The sequence below is a fragment of the Flavihumibacter sp. UBA7668 genome (genome assembly GCF_002483205.1).
Lineage (GTDB): Bacteria > Bacteroidota > Bacteroidia > Chitinophagales > Chitinophagaceae > Flavihumibacter.
The window spans coordinates 625300-651743 of record NZ_DLHM01000004.1 but is presented as its reverse complement, the minus strand read 5'-3'; the positions used below and the strand labels follow the sequence as shown (position 1 = coordinate 651743).

The 26444-nt window shown below is 42.4% G+C and carries 24 protein-coding genes; 10 read left to right on the top strand and 14 right to left on the bottom strand.

What is annotated here, in order from left to right; all coding sequences use genetic code 11:
• Nucleotides 1–40 precede the first annotated feature (40 nt).
• Nucleotides 41–2419: a sodium-translocating pyrophosphatase gene (locus B2746_RS10835; protein ID WP_290793418.1), complete on the top strand. Its 2379-nt coding sequence runs from the start codon at nt 41–43 to the stop codon at nt 2417–2419.
• Between the two features lie 72 nt (nt 2420–2491).
• Here the strand turns inward: B2746_RS10835 and B2746_RS10830 are convergent, their stop codons facing one another.
• Nucleotides 2492–2926, bottom strand: coding sequence for a MarR family winged helix-turn-helix transcriptional regulator (locus B2746_RS10830; protein ID WP_290793415.1), 435 nt, complete (start codon nt 2924–2926; stop codon nt 2492–2494).
• Nucleotides 2927–3063: 137 nt separating this feature from the next.
• Here B2746_RS10830 and B2746_RS10825 point away from each other — a divergent pair, with 137 nt between their 5' ends.
• Together B2746_RS10825 and B2746_RS10820 are read left to right on the top strand one after the other, a co-directional pair.
• Nucleotides 3064–3447 carry a BlaI/MecI/CopY family transcriptional regulator gene (locus tag B2746_RS10825; RefSeq protein WP_290793410.1) on the top strand — a complete coding sequence of 128 codons (384 nt, stop codon included), beginning with the start codon at nt 3064–3066 and terminating at the stop codon, nt 3445–3447.
• Nucleotide 3448: 1 nt separating this feature from the next.
• Nucleotides 3449–5338 carry a M56 family metallopeptidase gene (locus tag B2746_RS10820; RefSeq protein ID WP_349680613.1) on the top strand — a complete coding sequence of 630 codons (1890 nt, stop codon included), beginning with the start codon at nt 3449–3451 and terminating at the stop codon, nt 5336–5338.
• Here the strand turns inward: B2746_RS10820 and B2746_RS10815 are convergent.
• Entirely contained in the window at nt 5335–5973 is a 639-nt protein-coding gene (locus B2746_RS10815) for a WbqC family protein (RefSeq protein ID WP_290793407.1), read from the bottom strand. The genes B2746_RS10820 and B2746_RS10815 overlap by 4 nt on opposite strands.
• Nucleotides 5974–6293: 320 nt before the next feature.
• Between B2746_RS10815 and B2746_RS10810 the strand changes: the two genes are divergently transcribed.
• Nucleotides 6294–6728: an LEA type 2 family protein gene (locus B2746_RS10810; protein ID WP_290793404.1), complete on the top strand. Its 435-nt coding sequence runs from the start codon at nt 6294–6296 to the stop codon at nt 6726–6728.
• A gap of 83 nt (nt 6729–6811) precedes the next feature.
• Here B2746_RS10810 and B2746_RS10805 read toward each other — a convergent pair whose 3' ends face one another.
• Both B2746_RS10805 and pyrE read right to left on the bottom strand, forming a co-directional pair.
• On the bottom strand, nt 6812–7177 hold the full coding sequence (locus B2746_RS10805) for a heavy-metal-associated domain-containing protein (protein WP_290793401.1): 366 nt from the start codon (nt 7175–7177) through the stop codon (nt 6812–6814).
• Nucleotides 7178–7204: 27 nt separating this feature from the next.
• A complete protein-coding gene (gene pyrE, locus B2746_RS10800) occupies nt 7205–7840 on the bottom strand; it encodes an orotate phosphoribosyltransferase (protein ID WP_290793398.1) in 636 nt (211 codons plus the stop codon).
• Between the two features lie 121 nt (nt 7841–7961).
• On the opposite strand from pyrE, the gene B2746_RS10795 reads away from it, so the two are divergent.
• The gene (locus tag B2746_RS10795) at nt 7962–8585 is read left to right on the top strand and encodes an NUDIX hydrolase (protein ID WP_290793395.1); all 624 of its coding nucleotides are present in this window, start codon (nt 7962–7964) and stop codon (nt 8583–8585) included.
• On the opposite strand, the gene B2746_RS10790 is transcribed toward B2746_RS10795, so the two are convergent.
• The 7 genes from B2746_RS10790 to prfB all read right to left on the bottom strand — a co-directional run bounded on the left by B2746_RS10790 (nt 8582) and on the right by prfB (nt 14564).
• Entirely contained in the window at nt 8582–9010 is a 429-nt protein-coding gene (locus B2746_RS10790; protein WP_290793393.1) for a hotdog fold thioesterase, read from the bottom strand. The two genes, B2746_RS10795 and B2746_RS10790, sit on opposite strands and share 4 nt — an antisense overlap.
• A 2-nt stretch (nt 9011–9012) precedes the next feature.
• Nucleotides 9013–9486, bottom strand: a complete 474-nt coding sequence (gene coaD, locus B2746_RS10785) for a pantetheine-phosphate adenylyltransferase (protein ID WP_290793391.1) — start codon at nt 9484–9486, stop codon at nt 9013–9015.
• 13 nt (nt 9487–9499) lie between these two features.
• A complete protein-coding gene (locus B2746_RS10780) occupies nt 9500–10429 on the bottom strand; it encodes an aspartate carbamoyltransferase catalytic subunit (protein ID WP_290793388.1) in 930 nt (309 codons plus the stop codon).
• Between the two features lie 19 nt (nt 10430–10448).
• On the bottom strand, nt 10449–10970 hold the full coding sequence (gene pyrR / locus B2746_RS10775) for a bifunctional pyr operon transcriptional regulator/uracil phosphoribosyltransferase PyrR (RefSeq protein WP_290793385.1): 522 nt from the start codon (nt 10968–10970) through the stop codon (nt 10449–10451).
• An 88-nt stretch (nt 10971–11058) separates the two neighbouring features.
• Complete coding sequence (locus B2746_RS10770; protein WP_290793382.1) at nt 11059–11640, bottom strand: porin family protein; 582 nt, start codon at nt 11638–11640, stop codon at nt 11059–11061.
• Between the two features lie 177 nt (nt 11641–11817).
• Nucleotides 11818–13449: an L-glutamate gamma-semialdehyde dehydrogenase gene (pruA, locus tag B2746_RS10765; RefSeq protein ID WP_290793379.1), complete on the bottom strand. Its 1632-nt coding sequence runs from the start codon at nt 13447–13449 to the stop codon at nt 11818–11820.
• Between the two features lie 16 nt (nt 13450–13465).
• A protein-coding gene (gene prfB / locus B2746_RS10760; protein ID WP_349680612.1) for a peptide chain release factor 2 occupies nt 13466–14564 on the bottom strand; the annotation gives its coding sequence in 2 pieces (ribosomal slippage) (nt 13466–14512 and nt 14514–14564; 1098 coding nt in all).
• A 236-nt stretch (nt 14565–14800) separates the two neighbouring features.
• Here prfB and msrA point away from each other — a divergent pair.
• On the top strand, nt 14801–15394 hold the full coding sequence (gene msrA, locus B2746_RS10755) for a peptide-methionine (S)-S-oxide reductase MsrA (protein ID WP_290793373.1): 594 nt from the start codon (nt 14801–14803) through the stop codon (nt 15392–15394).
• A gap of 92 nt (nt 15395–15486) precedes the next feature.
• Here the strand turns inward: msrA and B2746_RS10750 are convergent, their stop codons facing one another.
• Both B2746_RS10750 and B2746_RS10745 read right to left on the bottom strand, forming a co-directional pair.
• The gene (locus B2746_RS10750; RefSeq protein ID WP_290793370.1) at nt 15487–16245 is read right to left on the bottom strand and encodes an acyl-CoA desaturase; all 759 of its coding nucleotides are present in this window, start codon (nt 16243–16245) and stop codon (nt 15487–15489) included.
• A 51-nt stretch (nt 16246–16296) separates the two neighbouring features.
• Complete coding sequence (locus tag B2746_RS10745; RefSeq protein WP_290793367.1) at nt 16297–17931, bottom strand: ABC transporter substrate-binding protein; 1635 nt, start codon at nt 17929–17931, stop codon at nt 16297–16299.
• A gap of 41 nt (nt 17932–17972) precedes the next feature.
• On the opposite strand from B2746_RS10745, the gene B2746_RS10740 reads away from it, so the two are divergent.
• Nucleotides 17973–19631: a M1 family metallopeptidase gene (locus B2746_RS10740; RefSeq protein ID WP_290793364.1), complete on the top strand. Its 1659-nt coding sequence runs from the start codon at nt 17973–17975 to the stop codon at nt 19629–19631.
• Here B2746_RS10740 and B2746_RS10735 read toward each other — a convergent pair whose 3' ends face one another.
• Nucleotides 19632–20306 (bottom strand): C40 family peptidase, encoded by a 675-nt coding sequence (locus B2746_RS10735; protein WP_290793361.1) that lies wholly within the window; start codon nt 20304–20306, stop codon nt 19632–19634.
• Between the two features lie 85 nt (nt 20307–20391).
• On the opposite strand from B2746_RS10735, the gene dnaE reads away from it, so the two are divergent.
• The 3 genes from dnaE to B2746_RS10720 all read left to right on the top strand — a co-directional run bounded on the left by dnaE (nt 20392) and on the right by B2746_RS10720 (nt 26431).
• Nucleotides 20392–24033: a DNA polymerase III subunit alpha gene (gene dnaE, locus B2746_RS10730; protein ID WP_290793358.1), complete on the top strand. Its 3642-nt coding sequence runs from the start codon at nt 20392–20394 to the stop codon at nt 24031–24033.
• A gap of 104 nt (nt 24034–24137) precedes the next feature.
• On the top strand, nt 24138–24455 hold the full coding sequence (trxA, locus tag B2746_RS10725; protein WP_290793355.1) for a thioredoxin: 318 nt from the start codon (nt 24138–24140) through the stop codon (nt 24453–24455).
• Nucleotides 24456–24658: 203 nt separating this feature from the next.
• A complete protein-coding gene (locus B2746_RS10720) occupies nt 24659–26431 on the top strand; it encodes a carboxypeptidase-like regulatory domain-containing protein (RefSeq protein WP_290793353.1) in 1773 nt (590 codons plus the stop codon).
• The last annotated feature ends 13 nt before the right edge of the window (nt 26432–26444 follow it).

Below are 26444 nucleotides of genomic sequence, written 5' to 3'. Positions count from 1 at the left end.
TTTTTGCCCACTCTAAAATTTTGTTAACAAGTACTTCATTATGGACAAATTGTTTTACCTGGTTCCGGCAATGGGTGTGATTGGCTTGCTTTACACCTTTGTAAAATTTGCCTGGGTATCCAAGCAGGATGCAGGTTCCGACCGCATGAAAGAAATCAGTAATTATATTGCTGAAGGAGCTATGGCCTTCCTGAAGGCTGAATGGAAAATCCTAGGATATTTTGTTGTGATTGTAGGCATCCTCTTAGGATTTATGGCCAGTAGGAATGAACATTCCCACTGGAGCATTGCAATCGCATTTGTAATTGGTGCTGTATTCAGTGCGCTGGCTGGGTATGTAGGAATGCGTATCGCGACCAAGGCCAATGTACGCACAGCACAGGCAGCACGGACCAGCTTATCCAAAGCATTACAGGTTTCTTTTACAGGTGGGTCAGTTATGGGACTTGGTGTAGCCGGACTGGCAGTATTAGGATTGGGAAGTCTGTTTATTGTGCTGGTTTTATTCTTCGCACCCGGATTGGCAGCAAATGACCACCTGGTAGCAAAAGCAATTGAAGTATTAACCGGATTTTCCCTGGGTGCTGAATCCATCGCACTTTTTGCTCGCGTAGGCGGCGGTATTTATACCAAAGCTGCGGATGTGGGTGCTGACCTCGTAGGTAAGGTGGAAGCCGGTATTCCGGAAGACGATCCCCGTAATCCTGCTACGATTGCCGATAACGTAGGTGATAATGTGGGCGATGTTGCAGGTATGGGTGCAGATCTTTTCGGTTCCTATGTTGCAACCGTTCTGGCAACTATGGTACTTGGACAGGAAACCATCGCAACAGATGCATTCAACGGGTTCTCTCCAATTCTGCTACCGATGCTGATTGCAGGTGTTGGGATCCTTTTCTCCATTGTGGGAACCTGGTTCGTTCGAATTTCAGATAGTGCAGGAATAAGTACGGAAGCTGTACAGAAAGCCCTCAATATGGGGAACTGGGGATCAATTATCCTTACAGCGATTGCGTCTTTCTTCCTGGTTCAATATATTCTTCCGGAAACTACCATGCAACTACGTGGATTTGAATTCACCCGTATGGATGTATTCTATGCCATCCTGGTTGGATTGGTAGTTGGAACCCTGATGAGTATTATCACCGAATATTATACTGCAATGGGTAAACGTCCGGTTATGAGCATCATCCGTCAGTCAGCCACTGGTCATGCTACCAATGTAATTGGAGGTCTGGCAGTAGGAATGGAATCTACTTTCCTTCCAATTCTCGTTTTAGCGGGAGGAATTTATGGCTCTTATTGGTTTGCCGGATTGTACGGAGTGGCAATCGCAGCAGCCGGTATGATGGCAACCACTGCGATGCAGCTGGCAATTGATGCGTTCGGACCGATTGCTGATAACGCAGGCGGTATTGCGGAGATGAGCGAATTACCCAAAGAGGTTCGTGAAAAAACAGATGTACTCGATGCAGTTGGTAATACAACGGCTGCTACCGGTAAGGGTTTTGCAATTGCATCTGCGGCATTAACTGCACTTGCATTATTCGCGGCATTTGTTGGAGTAGCCGGTATTTCCGGAATCGATATTTATAAGGCAGATGTACTCTCTTGCTTATTTGTTGGGGCAATGATTCCGTTCATATTCTCCTCACTCGCCATCCGCGCAGTTGGTGAAGCAGCTATGGCGATGGTGGAAGAAGTTCGCCGTCAGTTCAAAACCATTCCGGGCATTATGGAAGGAACCGGCAAACCGGAATACGATAAATGTGTGGCCATATCCACGGAAGCTTCCATCAAAAAAATGATGCTGCCGGGAGCTATAACTATTATTTCCCCCCTTATTATCGGATTCATGTTTGGTCCGGAAGCGCTGGGTGGATTCCTCGCTGGTGCAACCGTTAGCGGTGTTTTAATGGGAATGTTTCAGAACAATGCCGGCGGTGCCTGGGACAATGCGAAAAAATCCTTTGAAAAAGGAGTTGAGATCAATGGAGAAATGTACTACAAAAAGTCAGAACCACACAAGGCTTCTGTAACCGGCGATACAGTAGGTGATCCGTTTAAGGATACTTCCGGTCCATCTATGAATATCCTGATCAAACTGATGAGTATTGTTTCCCTGGTAATTGCTCCTACCCTTGCTGATCTGCACAATACCAAGGCAGATACAGGAAAAGTGGAGAAAAAAGTTGAAATCAGGGTTAATGGTTCGGATGCCGACCTGGAATTGAACAACTTTGTTGAAATCCTTCAAAAAGATGGGTACAGCAAAAATGGGCAGCTGGCTGTAAATTACAAAGAAGGAATACTGATCATCAACGGAGAAAAACAAACTGCGGAGATCGTTAAGAAATATGAAAACTTTCTTGTTTCTGGTCAAGAAATCGCGTTCGAAATGTCTGTAGATAGGAATTAATTCTATCTTTACTACTGAAACTAATCAGATCCAAATACCAAAAGTCCCGACGTGTCTACGCCGGGGCTTTTTTTAGCTACAATTCTCTGTTATTTTTGCCAGCACTTTTCGCGCAATGGCAATTTCCTCCTCGCTGATACCGCTTAACGCAATCTTCCTGTTTTTCAAAATTCTTGGATGCACCTGCTGAAGTAAATCATCTGCTGCCCGGGTAAGTGTCAGTTCGAACCGGCGACGGTCAGTCGGATGATCTGCCCGATGCAATAAGCCCTTCCTCACCAATAAATCGATGATCCGGGTAATGGAGGCATAGTCTTTAAATACAACCAATGCTATTTGCTGCTGCGTTAATTCAGGCTGATCCTTCATAGCCTGTAAAACCAATAATTGGTCAATTGTTATTGCTCCATATTCCTGGGCAAGGTTTCGTTGAGCCATCTGACGATAGGTCTTGATTGACTTCTCCAACACATAAAAAAAGGTAGAATTTAATTTTTCGGCCGTCATAATATTGATACATCATTATTTGATATATCAATATTATGATTTAATTTTGAGGAAAGCAAATCGTCATGAATAAAATTTCAAGCACCTTAACAAGGCTTTACGAAAACAATCGTATATTCGGTTTCAAATTCTTCACCATGGCTTCAACCAAGTACATTAAACCAACTGAAAGTGAACTGGAAATCCTGCAGGTTCTGTGGAATCGGGAACTGGCAAGTGTTAGAGAAGTTCACGAGGAATTATCGAAAACCAAAGATGTCGGTTATACCACCACGTTAAAGTTGATGCAGATAATGAATGAAAAGGGATTAGTGAAGCGCGATGATTCTGTAAAAACGCATATTTATCAGGCTGCGGTTAGCAGGGAGAAAACCCAAAAACATCTTTTGAATAAAATGATAGATGGATTATTTGGCGGCTCCCCTACCCAATTGGTATTACAGGCACTGGGTAATCACCAGGCATCAAATGAAGAGCTGGAAGAAATACAGCATTTATTGAATAATCTTAAAAAACAGTAACATGGCTCTGCTCCCCCAGTATGCCTGGTTAGAGGCACTGGGCTGGACCATCGTAAACAGCTGGTGGCAGTTTGGATTGCTTTGGATGTGTTGGCTGCTATTACAAAAAGTTTGGCCCCAGGCTTCGGCCTCTACCCGTTATAACCTTGGGATTGCCTTCCTGCTTATCGGGACAGGCTGGTTTTTAGGTGGATTTGTTCTTCGTTGCCTCGCACCTGTCCGGGAGCTGGAACCCCTATTTTACCAATCCGGTAGCTCTTCAGGCTTGTGGTTAAGTCTCCAAAAAATCCCCTCTCTGGTTTTTCCCTATCTTTCTATTGCCTACCTAGGCTGGCTTGGGATTAAATTATTCCAGCTGGTTTTTCAATACCGCCAGGTTAAACTGAGTGGAATTTCCGGCCTTCATAAAGTTCCATCAACCTGGAGAATTTTTAGTGAAGCGATGGCAGCCCAGATGAATATTGGAACAACCGTTCAAATTTGGTTATCCGAAAAAATAGATAGCCCCCAAATAATGGGCTGGCTAAAACCTGTGATTCTCCTTCCTATAGCTGCAATAAATCAATTAAGTCCAGAACAGTTAGAAGCTGTTCTGATTCATGAACTAGCCCACATTAAAAGAAATGATTATGTATGGAATTGGGTTATTTCACTGATTGAAACACTCCTTTTCTTTAATCCTTTTGCGAAATTATTTATTTCAAATATAAGAGAAGAAAGAGAGCATGCATGTGATGATTGGGTCTTGCAATTTCCCTTCCAACCACAATCTTATGCTGAAGCATTGCTCAAACTGGAACAAAAAAGAAGCGGACATGAAAGTAATTTAGTTCTGGCAGCAAGTGGTAGTAGCAGAAAATTACTGTTAATCAGAATTCGAAGAATGTTGAATATCCCAGCAACCCGTTCCATCCGTAAGGGATACACAGGCTTGCTTTTCCTATTATTGCTGCTCAGTTCCCTTGCACTCCTACTACCCACGAATCAGCATGCAAAAGTGCTAATACAAGAATTGACAGATCCGGTTGCAGCACTGGAATTAAAGTTGTTTCAAGGAGTGAATTACCAGTCCAGAAGATTGACAAGATTAAGTTCCACTAATAGAAAAAATGAAATCCAGCCATCAGAGCCAATGCAGGATAAATTGATGGAAAATAGTGAAATAAACCCTATTTCATTAACTGATAAATCAATTATAAACATTGAAAATCAACTAGTTGATAACTCAGAATCAATAACTGATAAACAAGCTCCTGAATTGTTAGAACTTGTTTATACCGGTGCAGCAAACGGACCTGTAATATATCAGGAAACTTCCGCTGCTGTTGTTGAGAATAAGGCCTTTACATTTGAAAAATCAGAAAATACAATAGATATTCCGGAAGAAGCATCTTCTCATTATATGCTTCCGTATGTACCAAGCAAAAGCTTTGAAGCTACCGCCATTATTGACACCACTCCTGCCTTAAACGCTCATTTACAGTCAAAACGTAAGGCGCAGGAAGCCGCACTGCAAACTCAGCTTGCATTGGAGAAATTAAACTGGACCAAGGTTCAGGAAAAGCTATCAAAACTCGCAGCAGGATCCGGATCGCGACAGGACCTTCAATTATTGCTCGAAAAAGAATTGGCCAAACTAAACTGGCAGGAAATTCAACAACAATCCAGTCAACTTATGAAACAGTTAAGCCAGACTGAATTTGAAAAATTTCAAATAAAGCAGCAGGAAGCACAGGAATTACTGTTGGAAAAAATGGATACTTTAAAGGAACTTGACCTTGAACTACAAAAAGCAACCGAAAATCTTGAAAAAGCCATCCGCGAAAAAGAACGAGAATTAAAGGAAAAACAAGAACAACTACGCAAAAAACACAAGATTGTACATATTTAAGAACCTGGCCTTAACAGGTTTTTAGCTGAAGGACCTTTACAAAATAACAAGTCAAGTATGGATAAACCGGCAATAAAGCCGGTTTTTTCATGAAATACCTGCGTATAATTGGAAGTAATATACAGGAGCCCCCCATCTGATCCTGGATGAAATTCATTTACTGCGTTATCCATTTCCATGAATGGAAAAATGGTGCTATCTCGAATTTCTTCCTCCTTTTCTACAATGATAAAGGGATTACCCAATCCAATTTTTTCAACCACCCAATTCTGACAGGCCAAATTCCATTCAAACAAATTGGCAAATGGCATTTTATAAAGATCTGCCAATTCGTCGCGATAATATTCAAACCAGGGCGAACGATTATAACAGGACGCAATCGCTCTGAAATGTTCGAGGCGCCATCTCCCATCTACCGTTTTTACATCCTTATAAAATTGACGTTCATTCCTTCCATCAACAATGGGGACAGTGAGTCGGAGAGGACCATCCGCACCCGCGATCATGGTGCGGTTACGAAAACTCATTTTTGCATGCATTTCATATTTAGATAAATACACATGCTTATAATTATATGCTTTTTTAAACCAATTAACATTTGCAAAATATTGTAAATCAATAATTAATGAATTCATATAACGAATATATATATTTCTATCAAATTTTCCGAATAAATGATCTTTACAGGTAATAAAATTGTGTATAAATAGTATCTAATTATTTTAGATAAATACAGTTAATTAACTGTAAATCAATTTAATATATTTATTTTATGATACTAAAAATAATAGTATATACTATCTTCTTATAAATACTCTATAATTAAACTAAAGACCAAAAATATTGGCACTAAAGATAGGTTAATTCATGGAAATGAATTTGTGCATAAATGGGAAATCACCTATTTTGCCTGCTTATGATACCTTCAATTTTAAAGGGCGGTAAATCGCTCCTAATGGCTGCAATTGCCCTCACCTGCTGGACTATGAGTTCATGTAAACAACCTGAAATACCAGAGTACCAGGCTTTGGAAAATTTCAATATTGGGAGGATGGGGATGAAAGAAACTGTCGTTTCGGCAGATTTAAAATATTATAACCCCAATAATTATGAGCTCCAGTTTAGAAGAGCAGACCTGGCTATTTCCGTAAATGATCGCCCGGTGGGCAATACTGTTTTGGATACCCTGATTTGGATTCCTAAAAAAGATACTTTTTATATTCCTGTCCAGATGAAGGTCAATTTGAAACAACTGATGGGTAATGCGCTCACCTTAATAATGGACGATGAGTTGGATATTAAAGTAAATGGGACTGTTCGTTTAGGACGCTCCGGATTTTTCATGAACCTCCCTGTAAATTACCAGGGAAAACAAAAAATCAATTGGTGATCCAAAACCACCCGTCGGGTATCCGACGGGTAAAAAAAAGTCCGGTTCCATTGGAACCGGACTCATATAAAGAAAAAATCAATTTATTGTTTTTTCATACCCCCACCATCTTCAGGTTTCTTGCAACATTTGGGTAATTTCTCATATGATTCTTCATTGGCAGCCACGTCATCGGCATCATAGCCGGCATTAGCGATTGCCGTTTTAATGTTTTCAATATTGGTTCGATCAGTGAAAAAAGTCACTTTTGTTGTCTTCCTTTTATAATCAACAACTGATTTGGATACCCCGTCCTCCCGTGAAAGAAAACTTTCAATCTTCTTTTTGCAACTTTCACATTGAACGGAAGGCGTTTTGATTGTAACTGTTTGGATCGCCTTTTTGGATTGAGCAACTGCTGCCATGGTAAAAGTTCCAAGGAGCAACAGTAATACGGATAGCTTTTTCATATATGCATTTTTTTGATTACTAAAATACTAAACTCCGGTCCAGTTTGAAGGGTCTTCCCTCCATTTTAACAGAATAGGCTCTACCTTACTATCAATCATTCCTTTTTCCAATGCCAGACTTACCAGTTGGCTATAGTTAGTGAGTGATTGAAATGGTATGCCTGCTTTCGCAAAGGCTTCGTCTGCAATTGGAAATCCATAGGTAAAGATAGAAACCATTCCAAGTACTTGCATCCCTGCAGTTTTCAACACATCCACTACCTGCAGGCTGCTTTTTCCGGTCGAGATCAAATCTTCTATAACCACTACTTTCTGTCCAGCGGTAAATGCCCCTTCAATCTGATTACCCAAACCATGTTCTTTGGGTTTGGGTCGTACATAGATGTAAGGTAGTTTCAACTGGTCTGCTGCCATTGCACCCCAGGCAATACCTGCTGTTGCCACTCCTGCCAGTATTTCCGCTTCCGGATAACGTTCAAAAATCAGGTTACACATTTCCGACTTTATGAAGTCTCTGATGTAAGGAAAGGAAAGCACTTTACGATTATCACAATAAATAGGGCTTTTCCATCCACTTGCCCAGGTAAAGGGTTCATCCGGACTCAATCGAACTGCATTCGTCTGTAATAATTTCTCGGCTACGGCCTTCTCATTTGAATTCATAGTAACTATTTAGGTGTCAGACAGGTGTTAGGACAGTCTTCTGACTATCTTTGTTAAATGTTAGAACACTGTCCTAACACCTGTCTGACACCAGTCTGACGTTTAAGCGAAATTACTCCATATGTACATCAAAATCTACTTTGGGACCAAGCCGGTTTTCTTATGTGATTCCATCAGCCCGGAACTGGAGCCCTATCTTCATCACGATGATGCTATTTTTATGGAGGAAAACAGCAGTCCGGCTATTCGATCCCTGATCCATGAAATGGAAGTACCCAAAGTACATGCAGGCATCCTGCTTCACCCAGATCTTTCGGCCCTTCAACATGCCTTCTGGAAAAAATTCACGGTACTCAAAGCCGGTGGCGGCGCGGTTTGGAATGAACAAAACCAATTACTGTTTATACAGCGCAGGGGAAAATGGGACCTGCCAAAAGGGAAACTGGATGATGGTGAAACCATCGAAGCCTGTGCCATCCGGGAAGTGGAAGAAGAGACTGGAATCCATCCTCCTACCATACAAAAACACCTGCTAACCACCTATCATACCTACCAGGAAAGTGGTAAACATATCCTGAAAGAATCCTGGTGGTTTGAAATGATGTCAAATGGGCCACAAGACCTAAAACCTCAGGTAGAAGAACAGATAACCGAAACAGTTTGGTTAGCACCATCCGATTGGGCAAAAGTGAAGGAAAATACATTCCCATCAATACTTGATGTATTGGATACGCTACAATCTTAAATTTTCCGGATCGCAACCGTCAATCTGCTGATGCAAACCAATTTGCCCAGTTCATCTTCAATCCGGATTTCCCAAACCTGGGTACTGGCACCGCGATGAATTGGTCGGGTAATCCCAGTTACTCTGCCTTCTCTTGCAGAACGGATATGGTTCGCATTGATCTCCATTCCTACTGCAATAAATTTACGCGCGTCCACCGACAACGCAGCTCCTACACTTCCCAGGGTTTCCGCCAAAGCCACCGACGCCCCCCCATGCAGAAGTCCATATGGTTGCTTCGTTCGGTAGTCCACCGGCATACTTGCTTTTATATAATCAGGTCCCAATTCTTCCCACTCAATTCCAAGGTGCTCGCCCATGGTTCCCTTACCCAATAGTAATAAATCCTCCATCTTCAAATTTGGATTAAACCATATAACGGCCATGCTTACCTATTTTGGTGTAAACTATTAAATACTGCAGCCGGAATAAATGGCGATGCATCTCCATTGTTACGGATAATATCGCGCACAATAGTGGACGCCACAGATGTGTATTTGGGCTCGCCAGTCAGAAAGATCGTCTCAATATTTTTATCCATCGTCCTATTTGCATCCGCGATGGTTTTTTCATATTCAAAATCACTCACATACCTAATACCCCGCAGTATGAAATTCGCCCCGATTTCCTGGCAAAATTTCACAGTGAGACCTTCATATACCGCCCCTTCGACTTTAGGTTCTTCTTTAAAAATTTCTTTGATCCAGAGTAAACGTTGCTCGGCGGAAAACATAGGGGCTTTGGAGGAATTTAACCCTACTCCTATTATCACCTTATCAAATAAAGGCAGCGCGCGGGTTACAATATCGACGTGTCCCAATGTAATGGGATCAAAGGTTCCGGGAAAGAGGCAAATCTTCATGCTGGTTTATTATTTAAGGTTCTCCACGGCCGGCAAGCAGATAAAGAACTGCCATTCGTACCGCTACCCCATTTTCAACTTGCTGCAGAATAATTGAATGTTTGCTGTCAGCTACATCACTATCCAACTCCACCCCCCGGTTGATTGGTCCCGGATGCATCACAATAACTTCCTTATCGAGCTGATCAAGAACAGATTTTTTAACCCCGTAGGCAAGGTTATACTCCCGAAGGGATGAAAATAATACCTGATTCTGGCGCTCCAGTTGAATACGAAGCACATTTGCCACATCACACCACTCAAGGGCTTTCTTCAGATTATATTCCACCCGCACATCAAAAGCTTCTTTCATATAGGTAGGAATCAGAGTAGGCGGACCAGCCACCATCACTTCCGCACCCATTTTTTTTAACAGATATATATTGCTTAATGCTACCCGTGAATGCATGATATCCCCAATTATGGCAATTTTTTTTCCTTCCAGACTGCCCAGTTTTTCACGAATGGAAAATGCATCCAGCAACGCTTGCGTAGGATGTTCATTGATTCCATCTCCCGCATTTACGATAGCAGCCGGAATATGTTTTGCCAGAAAATGCGGAGCACCACTTGCACTGTGCCGCATCACCACCATATCCACTTTCATACTCAGGATATTATTCACTGTATCCAAAAGTGTCTCTCCTTTTGAAACCGAGGATCCACTTGCAGCAAAATTGATGGTATCCGCACTTAACCGTTTCTCCGCCAGTTCAAAAGAAATCCTGGTACGCGTTGAATTCTCATAAAAGAGATTGACGATCGTCACATCTCTCAGGGATGGAACTTTTTTAATCGGTCGCTGTAAAACTTCCTTGAATTGGGTGGCTGTGTCTAAAATAAGTTGAATGTCCCGGGGAACCAGATCTCTAATGCCTAGAAGATGTTTTGTACTTAGTTGCATTAGGGTGCAAAGTTAATCGTTAGAGTAATACCACTTCATCCTTTCCTTCATTTTCCTTCCAACCCACTTTTACACGTTCGGTGATTATGGAGTCAATTGATTTTCCCACGTAATCGGGTTGAATAGGTAATTCTCGGCTGAACCTGCGATCGATCAGCACACAAAGTTCTACTTTGGACGGCCGGCCAAAATCAAGCAGCGCATCCAGCGCAGCCCGAATGGTTCGTCCGGTATACAACACATCATCAATTAAAATAACCTGTTTATCCTGAATTGAAAAAGGGATATCCGTTTCATTCGCGATGCGCAACTCATTCCGAACATCATCCCGATAAAAGGTAATATCAAGAATTCCGTAGGCTACTTCACTTGACGGAAGTATGGCAAGAATCTCCCGATTGATCCGATCGCTCAACCATTTCCCTCTCGGCTGAATGCCAATAATACAGGCCTTTGACAGATCCGGACAATTTTCCAGGATCTGATGGCTAAGCCTTTTAACCGTTAAGTTGATCTGCTCTTCACTGAGTATGGTTTTCACTCGGTCAATTTTACGCTAAAATAAGGGATCAATACCGATCAAAAAAAAGAGCCGCTACCCGCGGCTCTTATCTTTTAGAAAAACAATTTTATTCTCCACCAAAAACATAAAAAATGCCTAGTTGAAAAACACTGTTTCTGGCTTTTATTGATTCTCCACCTTCAGAATCAAAGATACTACTCAAGCCATGGTTATACCGCGCATTTACACCAAAGCCCATCGGCAATTGATAACCAACACCTAACCCCCAGGCAAAATCAACTTTTTTCATTCCTTCATCAATATCTACAGAAATATCACCTGATTTTAATTTACTTTTTGCTAAAAACCCAACCTGAGGCCCTGTTTCAGCAAAAAATCCTGATTCAGTGTGGTATTGGAACATTACCGGAATGTTTATATAACTCAGATTAATTTTTTCTTCCCCAAATTCGCCATCACCTTTGGAGCCCTGTGCGGAAAAAACTATTTCCGGTTGAACCTTAAAGTTTTCATTTATTGGCAATCGTACTAAACCACCGCCATTAAATCCAATTACAGATTTTGCATCTTCTATATCCTTGCCGGCAAAAGTGGAAAGATTTGCGCCGGCTTTAACTCCAAATTGGATCTGAGCTTTGGCTGCATTAAATGTTGCGGCACACAAAAACACTAAAAAAACTTTTTTCATACTATTAGTTTAATAAAAGAAATCAAACAATAGCTGAAACGGAAGTGGTGGTATTTTATTATTAAAACATTAATTTTCATGTAATAAATACAACTATAAATTCTCCCATTACCACTACATCAGGCTAAACAAAAAAACCGGCTGCCCTGCAACCGGTTTCTATGATAACTTAACTTTTTAACTCTCTCCCAGAAAAGGATAACTATAATCCACAGGCGGGTTAAAGGTTTCTTTAATCGTTCTCGCACTTAACCACCGGTATAAATTCAACATTGATCCCGCTTTATCGTTGGTTCCACTTGCCCGAGCTCCACCAAACGGCTGCTGTCCTACTACTGCTCCGGTTGGTTTATCATTGATATAAAAATTACCCGCAGCATGACGTAAACGGTTCACCGCCAATTCAACCGCAGCCCGATCCTGCGCAATAATTGAACCTGTCAATGCATAATCGGAGGTGGTATCCACCAGTGTCAGTGCCTTTTCAAACTGGTCAGCATCGTATGTATAAATAGTCAATACAGGTCCAAATAATTCTTCACACATGGTTACATAACGCGGATCACGCACTTCAATTACTGTAGGTTCAATAAAGAATCCTTTGCGTTTATCGCAGTTTCCTCCCACCAGAATTTTTGCTTTGCGATCTTTCTTCGCATTATCAATATATTTCTTCAGCTTATCGTAACTCTTTTCATCAATTACCGCATTTACAAAATTGCTGAAGTCTTCCACCGTTCCCATTTTCATACTTTCAACCTGAGCAACCAGCTTGCGCTTTACCGCTTCTGCAATATTGGAAGGCAGATAAGCTCTCGATGCAGCTGAACATTTTTGTCCCTGGAATTCAAACGCCCCTCTTGCCAATGCGGTTGCTACCACATCAGGATCAGCCGATTTATGTGCCAGCACAAAATCCTTTCCACCTGTTTCTCCTACAATCCGTGGATAGGATTTATACTTCGAAACATTTGCACCAATCGTTGCCCACATCTGATTAAATACACCTGTTGATCCGGTAAAGTGAACCCCGGCAAAATCACGGTGATTAAAACAAACCTCCCCTAAAGTTGGTCCATCTACATAAATCAGGTTGATCACACCATCCGGCAGCCCGGCTTCTATCAATATCCGCATGAACATTTGCGCCGAATAAACCTGTGTATTGGCCGGTTTCCAAACCACCGTATTGCCACACATTGCCGCGGAGGTTGGTAAATTACCCCCGATGGCAGTAAAATTAAACGGCGTTATTGCCAATACAAACCCTTCCAGCGGACGCCATTCCATGCGGTTATGCACACCCGGAGCACTGATGGGCTGTTGCTTATAAATTTCACTAAGAAAATGTACATTGAATCGCAAAAAATCAATGATTTCGCAAGCACTGTCAATCTCTGCCTGATATATGTTTTTGCTTTGACCAAGCATGGTTGTACCATTCAAATGCGCCCTGTATTTTGTCGCAATTAGATCTGCCGCTTTCAAAAAAATTCCGGCCCTGTTTTCCCAACTCATCGCAGCCCAGGAATCTTTAGCTTTTAAAGCTGCGTCGATGGCCTGCTGTACATGCTTTTTATCTCCAGCATGAAAATGACCTAAAACATGCACCCGTTCATGCGGAGGATGTATGGCCACTTTATTTCCCGTACGAACAGCCCTTCCGCCAATATACATAGGGATATCCGCTTCTTTTTTCTTCAACTCAGCCAGTACTTTTTTCTGACGAAGTTTTTCTGGTGAACCGGGCGCATAAGTTAATACGGGTTCATTCACCGGTAATGGGTAAGAAAAATAACCAAGACTCATGGTATATGTTTTTGTGTTAGCTGGCAGGTTCTTCTTCTTTCTGACTCATCAGGTAAGCTTTGATAAATCCATCCAATTCGCCGTCCATTACGGGTTGTACATTTCCAACTTCGTAATCCGTACGATGATCTTTGATCATTTTATAGGGATGGAATACATAACTCCTGATCTGGCTGCCCCATTCAATTTTTTTCTTGCTGGCATTGGTAGAATTCTTTGCTTCTTCCCTTCTGCGCAACTCTTCCTCATACAATCGGCTTTTCAGCATTTGCATGGCTTTTTCCCGATTGCCTAACTGAGTCCGCTCGGTCTGGCAGATCACCACTATCCCTGTAGGCAGGTGGGTCAGCATCACCTTGGTTTCCACCTTGTTTACGTTCTGTCCGCCAGCTCCACCACTTCGGGCAGTCTCCATTTTAACCTCACTGTCCTTCACTTCTATTTCAATGGTATCATCCACCAGTGGGTATACAAAAACCGACGCAAAGGAGGTATGTCGTCTTGCATTGGAATCAAAAGGCGATATCCGAACCAATCGATGCACTCCGCTTTCTCCTTTTAAAAAACCATATGCGAAGGGACCGTCGAACTGGAAAGTGGCACTTTTAATACCGGCTCCATCCCCATCCTGCCAGTCCAATTCAGTAACAGTCCAGCCCTGCTTTTCGCCATACATTCGGTACATTCGCGACAGAATATGCGCCCAATCCTGGCTTTCCGTTCCCCCGGCACCACTATTGATCTGCACAACGGCAGGTAATTCATCCTCCGGCTGGTTTAAGGTACTTTTAAACTCTGCTTCCTCAATGGCCTCCAGGGCCTTTTCATAAGCTTCCCGAGCCTCCTCTTCCGTTGCTTCTCCTGCCTTCCAGAATTCATACAATACAGCAAAATCCTCCACTCCGGTTTCCACCGACCGGAACAGATCCATCCAGTATTCGTGTACCTTGATTTCTTTCAGAATGGCTGTAGCCCGCTGGTTATCATCCCAAAAACCAGGAGCAAGGGTTAATTGTTTATCTTGTTGAATCTTATCGGTGCGGTTAGCGACGTCAAAGAAACCTCCTTAGAACGGTAACCCGTTCCCGTAATGTTTTCAAATGTTCTACTGTCATAGCGGGCAAAGATAGGAGTATATGCTAAAAATTCCAGCATGGTACCGGTGGTTGATTAGAATGGCCCTAATTTAACGTTTTATCCAGCTCCTGAAACCTTCTGCTGTTGTACCTTGCACTAACAATTGTGTTCAACTAAAATGTCGTATTTGAAACTTTTTACCCCGTTTTCTTTACTGACTTGTTATCTTCTGCTTAGCAGCAGTTGCGCGCAAAAAGAAAATCCGAACAGGTCTATGAGTAATGACTTAGTATACTCCGGTTACCAGCAGGTTACAGACACGGCCACCCTTGGAGCCGGTTGCTTCTGGTGCGTTGAGGCCGTTTTCCAACAATTAAATGGCGTTTTAAAGGTCTCATCCGGTTATTCCGGCGGCCATGTTGCCAATCCTACATATGAACAGGTTTCCGAAAAAAACACCGGACATGCAGAGGTAATTCAGGTAGTTTTTGACCCCTCCATGGTAACTTTCGACGAAATCCTGGAAGTTTTCTGGCAAACCCACGATCCCACCACCCCAAATAAACAGGGAAATGATGTGGGTCCGCAATACCGCAGTGCCATTTTCTATCATAACGAAGAGCAAAAGAAAAAATCTTTATACTATAAGGAACAACTGGAAAAAAGTAATGCCTGGGAAAAACCCATCGTTACAGAAATTTCCCCTTTCAAGGCTTTCTACGTTGCCGAAGATTACCACCAGAATTATTATCTAAACAATGGCTCACAACCTTATTGTTATTTTGTAATTCGTCCCAAGCTGGAGAAATTCGAAAAAGTATTCAGAGAAAAACTGAAACGATATAACCAGGGACAAACAAAAAATTAAACACCGTAACTGAACCAATAAAAAAGCGACCGGATTGATATCAATCCGGTCGCTTTTTTATTTCTGACCTATTAATAAAATGTAGCTTGACTTTAATGGTGGTGCTGACGCTCCAATGCAGCAGGCTTCAGTTTAATAATTCCGATCACATTCATGAAACGCATTACATAAAAAGTTGGATCGAGTTCAAACCATTTGCGTGCAAAATTGGGGTTCTCTCCATCCTTGTGGTGATTGTTCTGGAATAATTCTCCCAACAAAAAAATCCCCCAAGGCTCAGAGTTTTTTGAATGATCGCCATTCTTAAAATTCGCATAACCATACTTGTGTCCACACCAGTTTACAATTGCACCCTGAACCGGTCCCATTAAGTAATGTATCGGTAACAACAGGAACCACCAATAACTTGGTGCAAAAAATACATATACAAGTGTGTAGGCAATACCAAAAAATAAACGGGTTGCCCAATGATCCGCAAAGCGATCCAGTTTTTCCCAGGTAGGCAGATAAGATTTGGTAAATTGTTCTTCCGGCATTCCCTGGCGGGTAACAAAACTGTTGTAAATATTTCTGGTATGCATCATCATGCCCCATACATCTTTAAAGAAATGCGGACTATGCGGATCCTTTTCCGTGTCACTGTAAACATGGTGCATGCGATGCATAACTCCATAAGCACGTGGCACCAGGTAAGAAGAACCCTGTGTAAACCATGTCATCAGATAAAAGATTCTTTCCCAACCCTTACTCGTTGTGTACATTTGGTGGGAAGCAAATCGGTGCAAAAAAAACGTGTGAAAGAATAAGGATAAAAACCAGTGCGTGAAAAAGAAAATTAAAATTACCGCCATGTGACTCTTTTGAAAAATGAAGGCCAAAGTTACTGCAAAAATACAAGCAGATTAGTTAAATCGTACTCTTCTGAGTTCCAGGAGATTCAGCGCATTTGGCTTAAAATTCCGAACAAAAGGTTGAACAAGATGTATAACCTCATCGTACCAAAGTGGCACTATGGGTGCATCCTGCAGAATCATTCGATCCATACGCTGATATAAATCAAAACGCAAACGATCGTTCGTTTCTAATAAGGCTGCTTCATATAATTTATCAAAGGCAGGATTTTGGTATCTGGTATAATTAGGAGGTGCTGGATTTTTACTGTAAAACACACTCAGATAATTTTCAGCATCCGGGTAATCTGCAATCCAGCTACCCCTAAAAAACAAGGCCTGGGATTGTGCAGTTTGTTCCAACAGTAAACTTTTTTGAACCACTTCCACCTTCACAGGAATTCCCAATTCCTGCCATTCCCGAACCATATAACTGGCCAGTTCACTGTAAATCGGAACAGTCAATAACTTAATTTCTGGAATTCCCTTCCCCTCTTTAAACCCAGCCTGCTCCAATAATAGCTTGGCTCTTGCTGGATTATACTGATAACCTTTTACCCGCACTGAATCAAAGGAAGGCAAACCGGCCGGAACAAATCCCGATTCAGCGGCAATCCCTATGGAATTTCTCAGATAAAGCATCATTTTTTTCCGATCAAAGCCATAATTCAGGGCCTGCCGGATGGCTCTTAACCGAAGCGGAGAGGATTGTACCAGCGCACTGGCTGTATCTACCAAAATACCCAGGTATTCTATATTCAGATAAGGATGTTTGTTCAACTGGATTTTCCCCTGCCAGTCGGATCGCAATGCCCCTTTTTTAGTTAATACCTCATCTTTGAAAGAGGCATCAATATCATTGATAAAATGCAATTTGGACTGCCTGAACAGTAAAAACTCAGTTGCCTTGCTATCATTGAAACTGATCTTTATACCATTTATATAGGGAAGGCGCTCCCCATTTTCATCCCGCTCAAAATAACCCGGATTTTTCTTTAGAAGCAAGGCCTGCCCTTCCTCCAACGCAACCAGTTGAAATGGCCCGGTTCCAACCGGATGTGACCGGAAATCTCTGCCATATAGTTCAAGCGCCTCCATTGGCACTACAGAGCAATACTGCATACTTAAAATCCCCAGGATCGGAGGAAAAGGTGCAATCAATTTAATCTGCAGAATACTGTCATTCAAAGCAACAAAACCCTCTTTTGCCAGTACCCGATCATTAAAAATCCAGGCTCCGCTACTGGCAGTTGAAGGATCCATAATCCGTTGCAAACTGAATACAACATCCTTCGCAACCATTTTCCTACCCACCGCATCCGTAAAACATGGATCATCATGAAATTTCACATCCTGTCGCAGAAAAAAAGTATAGGTCTTTCCGTCTTCACTGATTTCCCAGGCTTTTGCCAAAGAAGGACTGATCTGCAAATTGCTATCCACCTCCACCAGCGTATTATAGAGTTGATGTACAGCCCACATAATACTCTGATTTTTGGCAAAAGCCGGATCAAGACTCGCTATGCCGGTTGATTCATTATAACAAAAATACCCCTCTTCCATCGCATCTCCGGATCTGCATCCCCCCGCTGCCACCCCTATAAGAAGTACAAGTATATATAAACGGTAATTCCAAAAAGTACACATGTTATCTGAAGCAACTATATTTAATGAAAATTCGGTTTGATATGCAACTTACGTTAAAGCGTATATTATTCTTCAGTTTGATTATTCTATTCACGGCCTGCTCAAGAGTAATCAGCCAGCCACTTTCCGGCACTCAGCCAATAACGCTGCAGGATACCTTAAGAGGCAGCCTGAACGAAAACAGAACCTGGTGGGATGTTAAAAAATATGCGATTTATGTAGAACCGGATTTCGCCACCAAAACCATCCGTGGCCATGTACAGCTTACAATTCAGGTTCTGAAAAACCATACTTTAATGCAGTTGGACCTGCAGGAACCAATGCAAATTGATCGCATTGAATCCAATGGGAGAAAATTCAACTTCAAACGCAATGGAAATCATTTTTTTGTCACTATTCCAGGTGGATTTCCAGTAAATAGCCGCCAATCAATGCTGGTTCACTTTTCCGGAAAACCAACGGAAGCAATTCGCCCCCCATGGGATGGTGGCTGGATCTGGAAAAAAGACAAAACGGGAAATCCCTGGATGAGCGTGGCCTGTCAGGGTTTGGGTGCCTCCGTCTGGTATCCCTGCAAGGATCACCAAAGTGATGAACCGGATGAGGGTGCTGAACTGAGGATCGTGGCCCCAGCCGGGTTAACCGCTGTTGGGAACGGACGTCTGCTAAACCAGTCAAACCTTGACAGCGGTCGAACCGTCTTCACCTGGGAAGTAAAAAATCCGATCAATAATTATAATATCATTCCATATATTGGCAAATACGCCCATTTTGCAGAACAGTTTGATGGAGAAAAAGGCAAACTTGACCTTGACTACTGGGTGCTTGAAGAAAACCTCGAAAAGGCGAAACAACAATTTCAACAGGTTAAACCAATGATGCAATGTTTCGAACACTGGTTTGGCCCCTATCCTTTTTATGAAGATGGCTACAAACTGGTTGAATCACCCCATCTTGGCATGGAGCATCAAAGTGCGGTGGCTTATGGTAACCAATATAAAAACGGTTATCTCGGAAATGATCTTTCAGGTACCGGATGGGGCTTGAAATGGGATTTCATCATCATTCACGAAACCGGTCATGAATGGTTTGGGAATAATATCACCACCAACGATATTGCAGACATGTGGATCCATGAAGGATTTACCAACTATAGCGAAACCATTTTTACCCAGTGCCAGAACAATGTTCAGGCTGGCAATGAGTACCAGATCGGAAGCAGAAAAAACATCGACAACGATATTCCTGTAATCGGACAATACGGCGTTAATAAGGAAGGTAGTGGCGATATGTATGCTAAAGGATCCAGCGTTATTCATATGATTCGCCAGATCATGGAAGATGATGAAAAATTCAGGCAATTATTAAGAAGCCTCAATAAAGATTATTATCACAAAACCGTCAGCTCGGCTGAAATTGAAGCGTATATAAATAAGTTTGCCGGAAAGGATTTCACTCCCCTCTTTAATCAGTACCTGCGAACCATACAAATCCCGGTATTGGAGTATAAAATTACCAGAGGCAAACTATCCTATCGCTGGACAAATTCAATTAGAGGTTTCAACATGCCATTAAAAGTAAAAACGCAGGATAAAACCAGCTGGATACAGCCTACAACTGAATGGAAACAATTACCCGGCAAAAATTCCAATCTTATCCCGGATCCGAATTTTTACATAACTGCAAAGCAGGTTCAATAATCATAGACGGCCTGCACCAACAAATCGTTTACGGTAATATTCATCATTCAGATCGCTGATCATTACCCCACTGGAAGTGGATGCATGTACAAATTTATTATTGGCCAGATAAACACCTACATGGGAGATCCCGCCGCGTGTATTAAAAAAGACCAAATCACCTTCCTGCAAATAATCCGTAGGAATTTTCTGCGCTGCATCATATTGCTGGCGGGCTGTTCGGGGCAGGGTTTTGCCAAAGACGGAATTTGACAAATTACAGGTAAAACCGGAACAATCCACCCCCTGTTTGGTATTTCCCCCATACCGATAGCGGGTACCATACCAGTCTTCTATAAATTGTAATAATGTTAAATTCGTGAGGTATTCAACCGGCTGATCCAGTAAAACGGCATATTTAAAATGCAACTCCGTACTATTCTCAATATTTCCATAAACTCCGGTAGCCCGTGCCTCATCCGGAGATCCAAACCAGCCGGTATTGGGATGATTGCCGTTTCCCGGACCTTCTTCACCAGGCGTCATCGAAATACCGTCAATAAAGCGGGAATTACCTGGTTTACTGGGCTTTGTGCGCTTCACCGTAGGAGACGCACTGCCTGATTTTGTTGGTTTTGATGAACCACAGGCAGCCAATACAACCATAACTGCCGATATATAAAATAATCTGATCAAGGATATTTATTTTAAACACAATTGTGCAAAAATAGCAAATTAGAATTTGATGCAAGGGCGTTAAAATTTTGTTACTTGCAGGTCTATGTCGAGGTTTTCACATTTACACTGCCATACCCAATATTCCTTACTGGATGGGGCTGCCAACATTCAGTCTCTTTATAAAAAAGCGATCAAGAACAATATGCCTGCAATTGCCATCACGGATCACGGCAATATGTTTGGTGCTTTTGAATTTGTTGCTGAAGCCTATAAACATAAAGGCGAAGACGGAAAGCCTCTGGTTAAACCGGTTGTTGGTTGTGAATTTTATGTGGTGAAGGATCGTACCCGCAAATCATTCACCAAAGAGCAGAAAGATGAACGTTACCATCAGGTATTACTTGCAAAAAATGCAGCAGGCTATCAAAACCTGATCAAACTCACCTCCCTTGGTTATACGGAAGGAATGTATTCCAAATATCCCCGTATTGACAAAGAACTGATTGAAAAATACCATGAAGGACTGATTGCAACTACCTGTTGCATTGGTGCCTATGTACCGCAAACAATTTTACACGATTCGGAAGAAGACGCAGAGAAAGAATTTAAATGGTGGCTGGATATGTTTGGTGAAGATTATTTCATTGAACTGCAACGCCACAATATGAAGGAACAGGAACAGATCAATCAGGTGCTGCTGAAGTTTGCAAAAAAATACAATGTTCCTGTTATTGCTACAAACGATAGCCATTATACGGATAAAGACGATGCCAACGCACACGATATCCTGCTTTGCATCAATACCGGTGAAAAGCAGAGCACACCCGGTTTTGATGATTTTGTAAATGATGATGCCGCTGTTAAAAACCGTCGTTTTAAATTCCCCAACGATCAGTTTTATTTCAAAAGTTCGGAGGAGATGTCGGCACTTTTCAGTGATATTCCGGAAGCCATCGACAATACCAATCTGATTGTGGACCGGGTTGAACTGCTCAACCTGAAAAAGGATATCCTGCTTCCGGCATTTCCGATTCCCAAAGAATTTCAGGTACATGCCGATTCCAATCTCAACCAATGGGAATACCTCCACCATATAACCTACGAAGGCGCAAAAATGCGCTACACAGATATTAGTCCTGAAATTCAGGAACGACTCGATTTTGAATTGTTCACCATCAAAACCATGGGCTTTGCCGGTTACTTTCTGATTGTAAGTGACTTTATCAAAGCTGGTCGGGATTTAGGCGTTTTTGTGGGCCCGGGTCGTGGATCCGCTGCAGGTAGTGTAGTTGCTTATTGCATCGGTATCACCAATATCGATCCAATCAAATACAATCTGCTGTTCGAACGGTTCCTGAACCCCGACCGAAAAAGCATGCCGGATATCGATACGGATTTTGATGACGATGGTCGCCAGAAAGTAATCGATTATGTGGTGCAGAAATATGGTAAAAACCAGGTAGCTCAAATTGTCACCTATGGTACCATGGCGGCCAAAATGAGTATCAAGGATGTGGCCCGTGTGCTGGATCTGCCATTACCGGAATCCAATGCCCTGGCCAAACTGGTACCCGATAAACCAGGCATTGAACTGGGTCGTGTACTTAAAGCCCCCCTTACCGAAAAAGATGGGGAGAAATCCCTCGAAGCAAAAGAGCAGCTGGTGGCCGAAGACATGGAAAATGTTCGCCGCCTGCGGGAGATTTATAATGGGAATGATATTCGTGCTCATGTACTGCATGAAGCAGAAAGATTGGAAGGTTCTGTACGAAATACCGGACTCCATGCCGCCGGCATTATCATTGCACCGGAGGATTTGATGAATATTATTCCGGTTTGTACGGCCAAAGACTCTGATCTGCTGGTAACACAAATCGAAGGCAGTATTATTGAAGATGCCGGGGTTATCAAAATGGACTTCCTGGGTTTAAAAACCCTCACCATTATTAAAAATGCACTGACCCTCATCAAAGAAAACCATGGTGTGGAAATTGTCATAGATGATATTCCGCTCGATGATGCAGCAACTTTTGAACTCTATCAACGGGCTGATACCATCGGCACCTTCCAGTTTGAAAGTCCGGGTATGCAGAAATACCTCCGCGATCTAAAACCCGATCAGTTTGCTGACCTGATTGCGATGAATGCCCTTTATCGTCCGGGTCCGCTTGCCTATATTCCCAATTTTATCGATCGGAAACATGGTCGGGAGGAAATCGCATATGATTTACCCGAAATGGCCGATTATCTGCAGGAAACCTATGGTATTACTGTCTATCAGGAACAGGTGATGCTGCTTGCGCAAAGTCTGGCTGGCTTCAGTAAGGGCGATGCGGACGTTCTGCGGAAAGCCATGGGGAAAAAGCAGAAATCAGTTCTTGATAAAATGAAAGCACAGTTTGTGGATGGCGCCATGAAAAAAGGCCATCCCAAAGATAAACTGGAAAAAATCTGGACAGATTGGGAAGCTTTTGCCCAATACGCCTTCAATAAATCGCATTCCACCTGTTATGCTTTTGTTGCCTACCAGACAGCCTATCTGAAAGCGCACTACCCTTCAGAATACATGGCGGCAGTATTAAACAACGCCGGAAGTATTGAAAAAATCACCTTCTTTATGGAAGAGTGTAAACGAATGGGGCTGGAGGTTTTGGGACCGGATATCAATGAATCCAAAAAAGGATTCGCCGTAAATAAAGGCGGGGCGATCCGCTTTGGTTTGGGTGGCTTGAAAGGTGTGGGAGAAGCCGCGGTGGACAATATAATGCTGGAAAGAGCAACGGCGGGCCCCTACACTTCCATGTTTGATATGATCAAACGGATCAACCAGCGGGCAGTAAATAAAAAAACATTGGAAAGCCTGGCATATGCCGGCGCATTTGACTGCTTTCCGGAATTTCACAGAGCACAATATTTCCATATTCCAAACGGAGATACCACCACCGGACTGGAAAAAATCATCAAATACGGGAATATTTACCAGGCCCAGTCGCAGGGAACAACCAATACTCTTTTTGGGGATCTGCCGGCTGTACTGGATATTCCAACTCCGAAAATCCCACCCTGCGATCTGTGGTCCCTCACTGACCGACTGGACAAGGAAAAGGAAGTCACCGGCATTTTCATGAGTGGGCACCCGCTTGACAATTTTAAATTCGAGATGAAACATTATGGTATCACTCCATTGGCTGATTTTCTGGAAGTGATGGAAAGTAGCACCTTGCAGGCAAGCGGTAAACAATACCGGCTGGCCGGATTGGTATTGGATGGATTACACCGTCAAACCCGAACCGGCAGAAGTTTCGGCGCATTGACACTGGAAGATTATTCCGGCAAAACAGAGATTATGTTATGGGGCGATGATTATATGCGATTCAAAGATTATCTCGATAAGGGAAAAAATCTCTTTGTAGTAGGTTCCTTTCGCTCCAGATTCAATTCCGATAAATATGAATTCAAAGTGGAACGGATCAGCCTGCTGGAATCTATAAAGCAATCGCTGACAAAACAGGTAACGCTATATGTAGAACCTCGTCATGTTACAGAAGAATTGATCAATTTCCTGGAAGGCAATATGTTGAAATTTAAAGGAGGATCTACTTCCTTGAGAATCAATTTAATGGACACAAAAAATCAAAAAGTGACCAGCTTGTACAGCCTTGGACAGGGATTGGAAATGAATGACGAATTGACGGGTTGGCTTCAGGGAAAACCGGAATTGGAAGTCAAAATTGACACAAATTAACGTGGTTTAACAATTGGGAATGCCATAACAGCCCCTTTCAACCATCGGAACTATTTTTGTGTTTTAAAATGCATATCACTCAAACAATATAAAAAACAATAATCATGGCGTTAGAATTAACTGATTCCAATTTCCAGACAGAAGTATTGGATTCTGAAAAATTAAGTGTAATCGACTTTTGGGCAGAATGGTGCGGACCTTGTCGTGCAATCGGTCCGGTAATCGAAGAGCTTTCCAAAGAATACGATGGCAAAGTAAAAATAGGGAAGGTAAATGTGGACAATAACCCGCAATTATCCATCAATTATGGTATTACTTCAATTCCTGCTATCCTTTTCGTAAAAAATGGCCAGGTGGTTGATAAGCTGGTTGGTGCTCAACCGAAAGCGAACTTTGTAAAGAAAATTGAAGCACATATTTAATAAAATAGGCGCCCATTATATTTAAGAGGTCATCCCTAAGGGTGGCCTCTTAGTCTTTATTGATTTTGATCAATGAATTGAAAATGAATCAACTATTTCCATTGTATGGAGGGGTACGGCATAAAATTTGCCATTCATCTAAAAGTTTCCGATCCATATAAGATTTGGAACAATAACCCGTTCAAGGATAAGATTCATACCCTATGTCAAATCCAATAATCCGCATTGGCGGGATGGTACTATTTTGTGCTGTCTTGCTGAGTGCCTGCTCAAAACCTGACCAGGAGGCTGAGCCCCAGTCTATTGAAAAGCCAACCGGGACAGGTTTGGTTACAATTTCTCTTCAGGGAAGAGTAACAGATGAGTTTTCTGCTCCCATTGCCGGCGCCCTGGTTCGGTCCGGGAATGATATTACAACCACTGACATTAATGGAAATTACCGATTCTCCACTTTACGGGTGAAGCCTACAAGTGGACTTGTTGAGGTATCCGGAAATGGCTATTTCAGGGATTACCAGCGTTTTGACGTTTTGCCTGAATCGGAACATTTTATTCGCATGAAACTGGTTCCGCGCGAATCAGGACTGCAGTTTGCCGCCGGGTCAGGAGCTGTATATACGCTTGCTTCAGGCTCCCGCTTACAATTTGGCGCAGATGCCATGAAAGATGAAGCAAATGGGCAGCCATATTCAGGAACGGTTCAGGCACATGCATTCAGCAGGGATGCCGATGATGCCTCATTTCATTCAGTTATCCCCGGTTCCAAAGGAACCGACCTCGATAAAAAACCGGTTTCTATTCAGTTTCTGAGCGCCTTGGTAACGGAACTTACCGGAACTGCCGGACAACAACTTCAACTTAGTGCAGGTAAAGCTGCATCTGTTCAATTTCCAATTCCGGCGTCCAAACTTTCAAATGCTCCGCAGGTAATTTCGCTTTGGTATTTCGATCCTATCAGCAGTGAATGGAAAGAAGAGGGAAAAGCAAGAAAAGAAGGAAATTATTATACAGCACAGGTGCCTCATTTCTCAACTTGGGCATGTGGAATTGCACAGCCTGCAGCACCTTTGAAAGCATCTATTACAGATGTAAGCGGTACGGCTTTATCCTATGTCCGTATTCAACTTTATTCAGCGGATGGCAATGAAATGCTGAGTAGTCCGGTTCATACCAATGATAAAGGCCAATTACTGATGAATGCCCCAAGCAACCGGGCGATGGAAATCAGAATAATAAATAATTGTGATGAAGTTTTGTCTGCCCAAAAAATTAATACCGGTTCAGCAGAAAGCTGGTTGGGAACCATTAAAGCGGGGGCAAATGCAGCAAACAATTTACTGATTCAGGGTAAAGTGCAGAATTGCAAAGCAGCGCAGGTATATAATGGCTGGGTAAAGATTACGATAGACGGACAGACGCATAAGGCAAAAATTGTCAATGGGAATTTTGAATTGAGTCTGAATCGCTGCTATAATACCAATACCTACGCTAAAATAACTGCTGTGGATGAAGACGGCAATATGGAAAGCAATACCGTTACAATGGAAGTATCAACCGGGAAGATCGACCTGGGAACACTTAGTACCTGTAATAAGCGGAATATGCAGTATATCAGTTATACCATGAATGGCACCAATTATTTGCTGCAGGCACCAACTGATTCACTGATTCAAACCATTGGTACCGCTTCAAAATCCTATACCATCAATTGTTATAAAACCTCGGATCCTTCTACAATCGCCTTCAGTCTGAGCTTTTCAGGGGAAGCGAATCCGGGAGAATATCCGGTAACCACCCTAAAGTTCAGCCAGAACAAAACCCAGTTAACAAATTCAGGAGCATGGCTGGTAAAAATCACCAGCTTCGGTAAAGTAGGTGAATTTATAGAAGGCAATGCCAGCGGGAGTATGCGAGATCAGACCAGTAACCGCACCTTACCGTTTAATTTCCGATTTAAAGTTATCCGGAATCAGTAATCAGATTCTTTTC

Coding starts and splice junctions, on each gene's coding strand:
- B2746_RS10805 (WP_290793401.1), bottom strand. CDS start 7,177: ATGAAAAAGCTATCCGTATTACTGTTGCTCCTTGGAACTTTTACCATG.
- coaD (WP_290793391.1), bottom strand. CDS start 9,486: ATGAAGATTTGCCTCTTTCCCGGAACCTTTGATCCCATTACATTGGGA.
- B2746_RS10740 (WP_290793364.1), top strand. CDS start 17,973: ATGCAACTTACGTTAAAGCGTATATTATTCTTCAGTTTGATTATTCTA.
- B2746_RS10795 (WP_290793395.1), top strand. CDS start 7,962: ATGTACATCAAAATCTACTTTGGGACCAAGCCGGTTTTCTTATGTGAT.
- pyrE (WP_290793398.1), bottom strand. CDS start 7,840: ATGAATTCAAATGAGAAGGCCGTAGCCGAGAAATTATTACAGACGAAT.
- trxA (WP_290793355.1), top strand. CDS start 24,138: ATGGCGTTAGAATTAACTGATTCCAATTTCCAGACAGAAGTATTGGAT.
- B2746_RS10780 (WP_290793388.1), bottom strand. CDS start 10,429: ATGCAACTAAGTACAAAACATCTTCTAGGCATTAGAGATCTGGTTCCC.
- dnaE (WP_290793358.1), top strand. CDS start 20,392: ATGTCGAGGTTTTCACATTTACACTGCCATACCCAATATTCCTTACTG.
- B2746_RS10750 (WP_290793370.1), bottom strand. CDS start 16,245: ATGGCGGTAATTTTAATTTTCTTTTTCACGCACTGGTTTTTATCCTTA.
- B2746_RS10770 (WP_290793382.1), bottom strand. CDS start 11,640: ATGAAAAAAGTTTTTTTAGTGTTTTTGTGTGCCGCAACATTTAATGCA.
- B2746_RS10745 (WP_290793367.1), bottom strand. CDS start 17,931: ATGTGTACTTTTTGGAATTACCGTTTATATATACTTGTACTTCTTATA.
- B2746_RS10815 (WP_290793407.1), bottom strand. CDS start 5,973: ATGAATTCATTAATTATTGATTTACAATATTTTGCAAATGTTAATTGG.
- B2746_RS10820 (WP_349680613.1), top strand. CDS start 3,449: ATGGCTCTGCTCCCCCAGTATGCCTGGTTAGAGGCACTGGGCTGGACC.
- B2746_RS10720 (WP_290793353.1), top strand. CDS start 24,659: ATGTCAAATCCAATAATCCGCATTGGCGGGATGGTACTATTTTGTGCT.
- B2746_RS10825 (WP_290793410.1), top strand. CDS start 3,064: ATGGCTTCAACCAAGTACATTAAACCAACTGAAAGTGAACTGGAAATC.
- pruA (WP_290793379.1), bottom strand. CDS start 13,449: ATGAGTCTTGGTTATTTTTCTTACCCATTACCGGTGAATGAACCCGTA.
- B2746_RS10810 (WP_290793404.1), top strand. CDS start 6,294: ATGGCTGCAATTGCCCTCACCTGCTGGACTATGAGTTCATGTAAACAA.
- B2746_RS10835 (WP_290793418.1), top strand. CDS start 41: ATGGACAAATTGTTTTACCTGGTTCCGGCAATGGGTGTGATTGGCTTG.
- B2746_RS10790 (WP_290793393.1), bottom strand. CDS start 9,010: ATGGCCGTTATATGGTTTAATCCAAATTTGAAGATGGAGGATTTATTA.
- msrA (WP_290793373.1), top strand. CDS start 14,801: ATGAGTAATGACTTAGTATACTCCGGTTACCAGCAGGTTACAGACACG.
- B2746_RS10830 (WP_290793415.1), bottom strand. CDS start 2,926: ATGACGGCCGAAAAATTAAATTCTACCTTTTTTTATGTGTTGGAGAAG.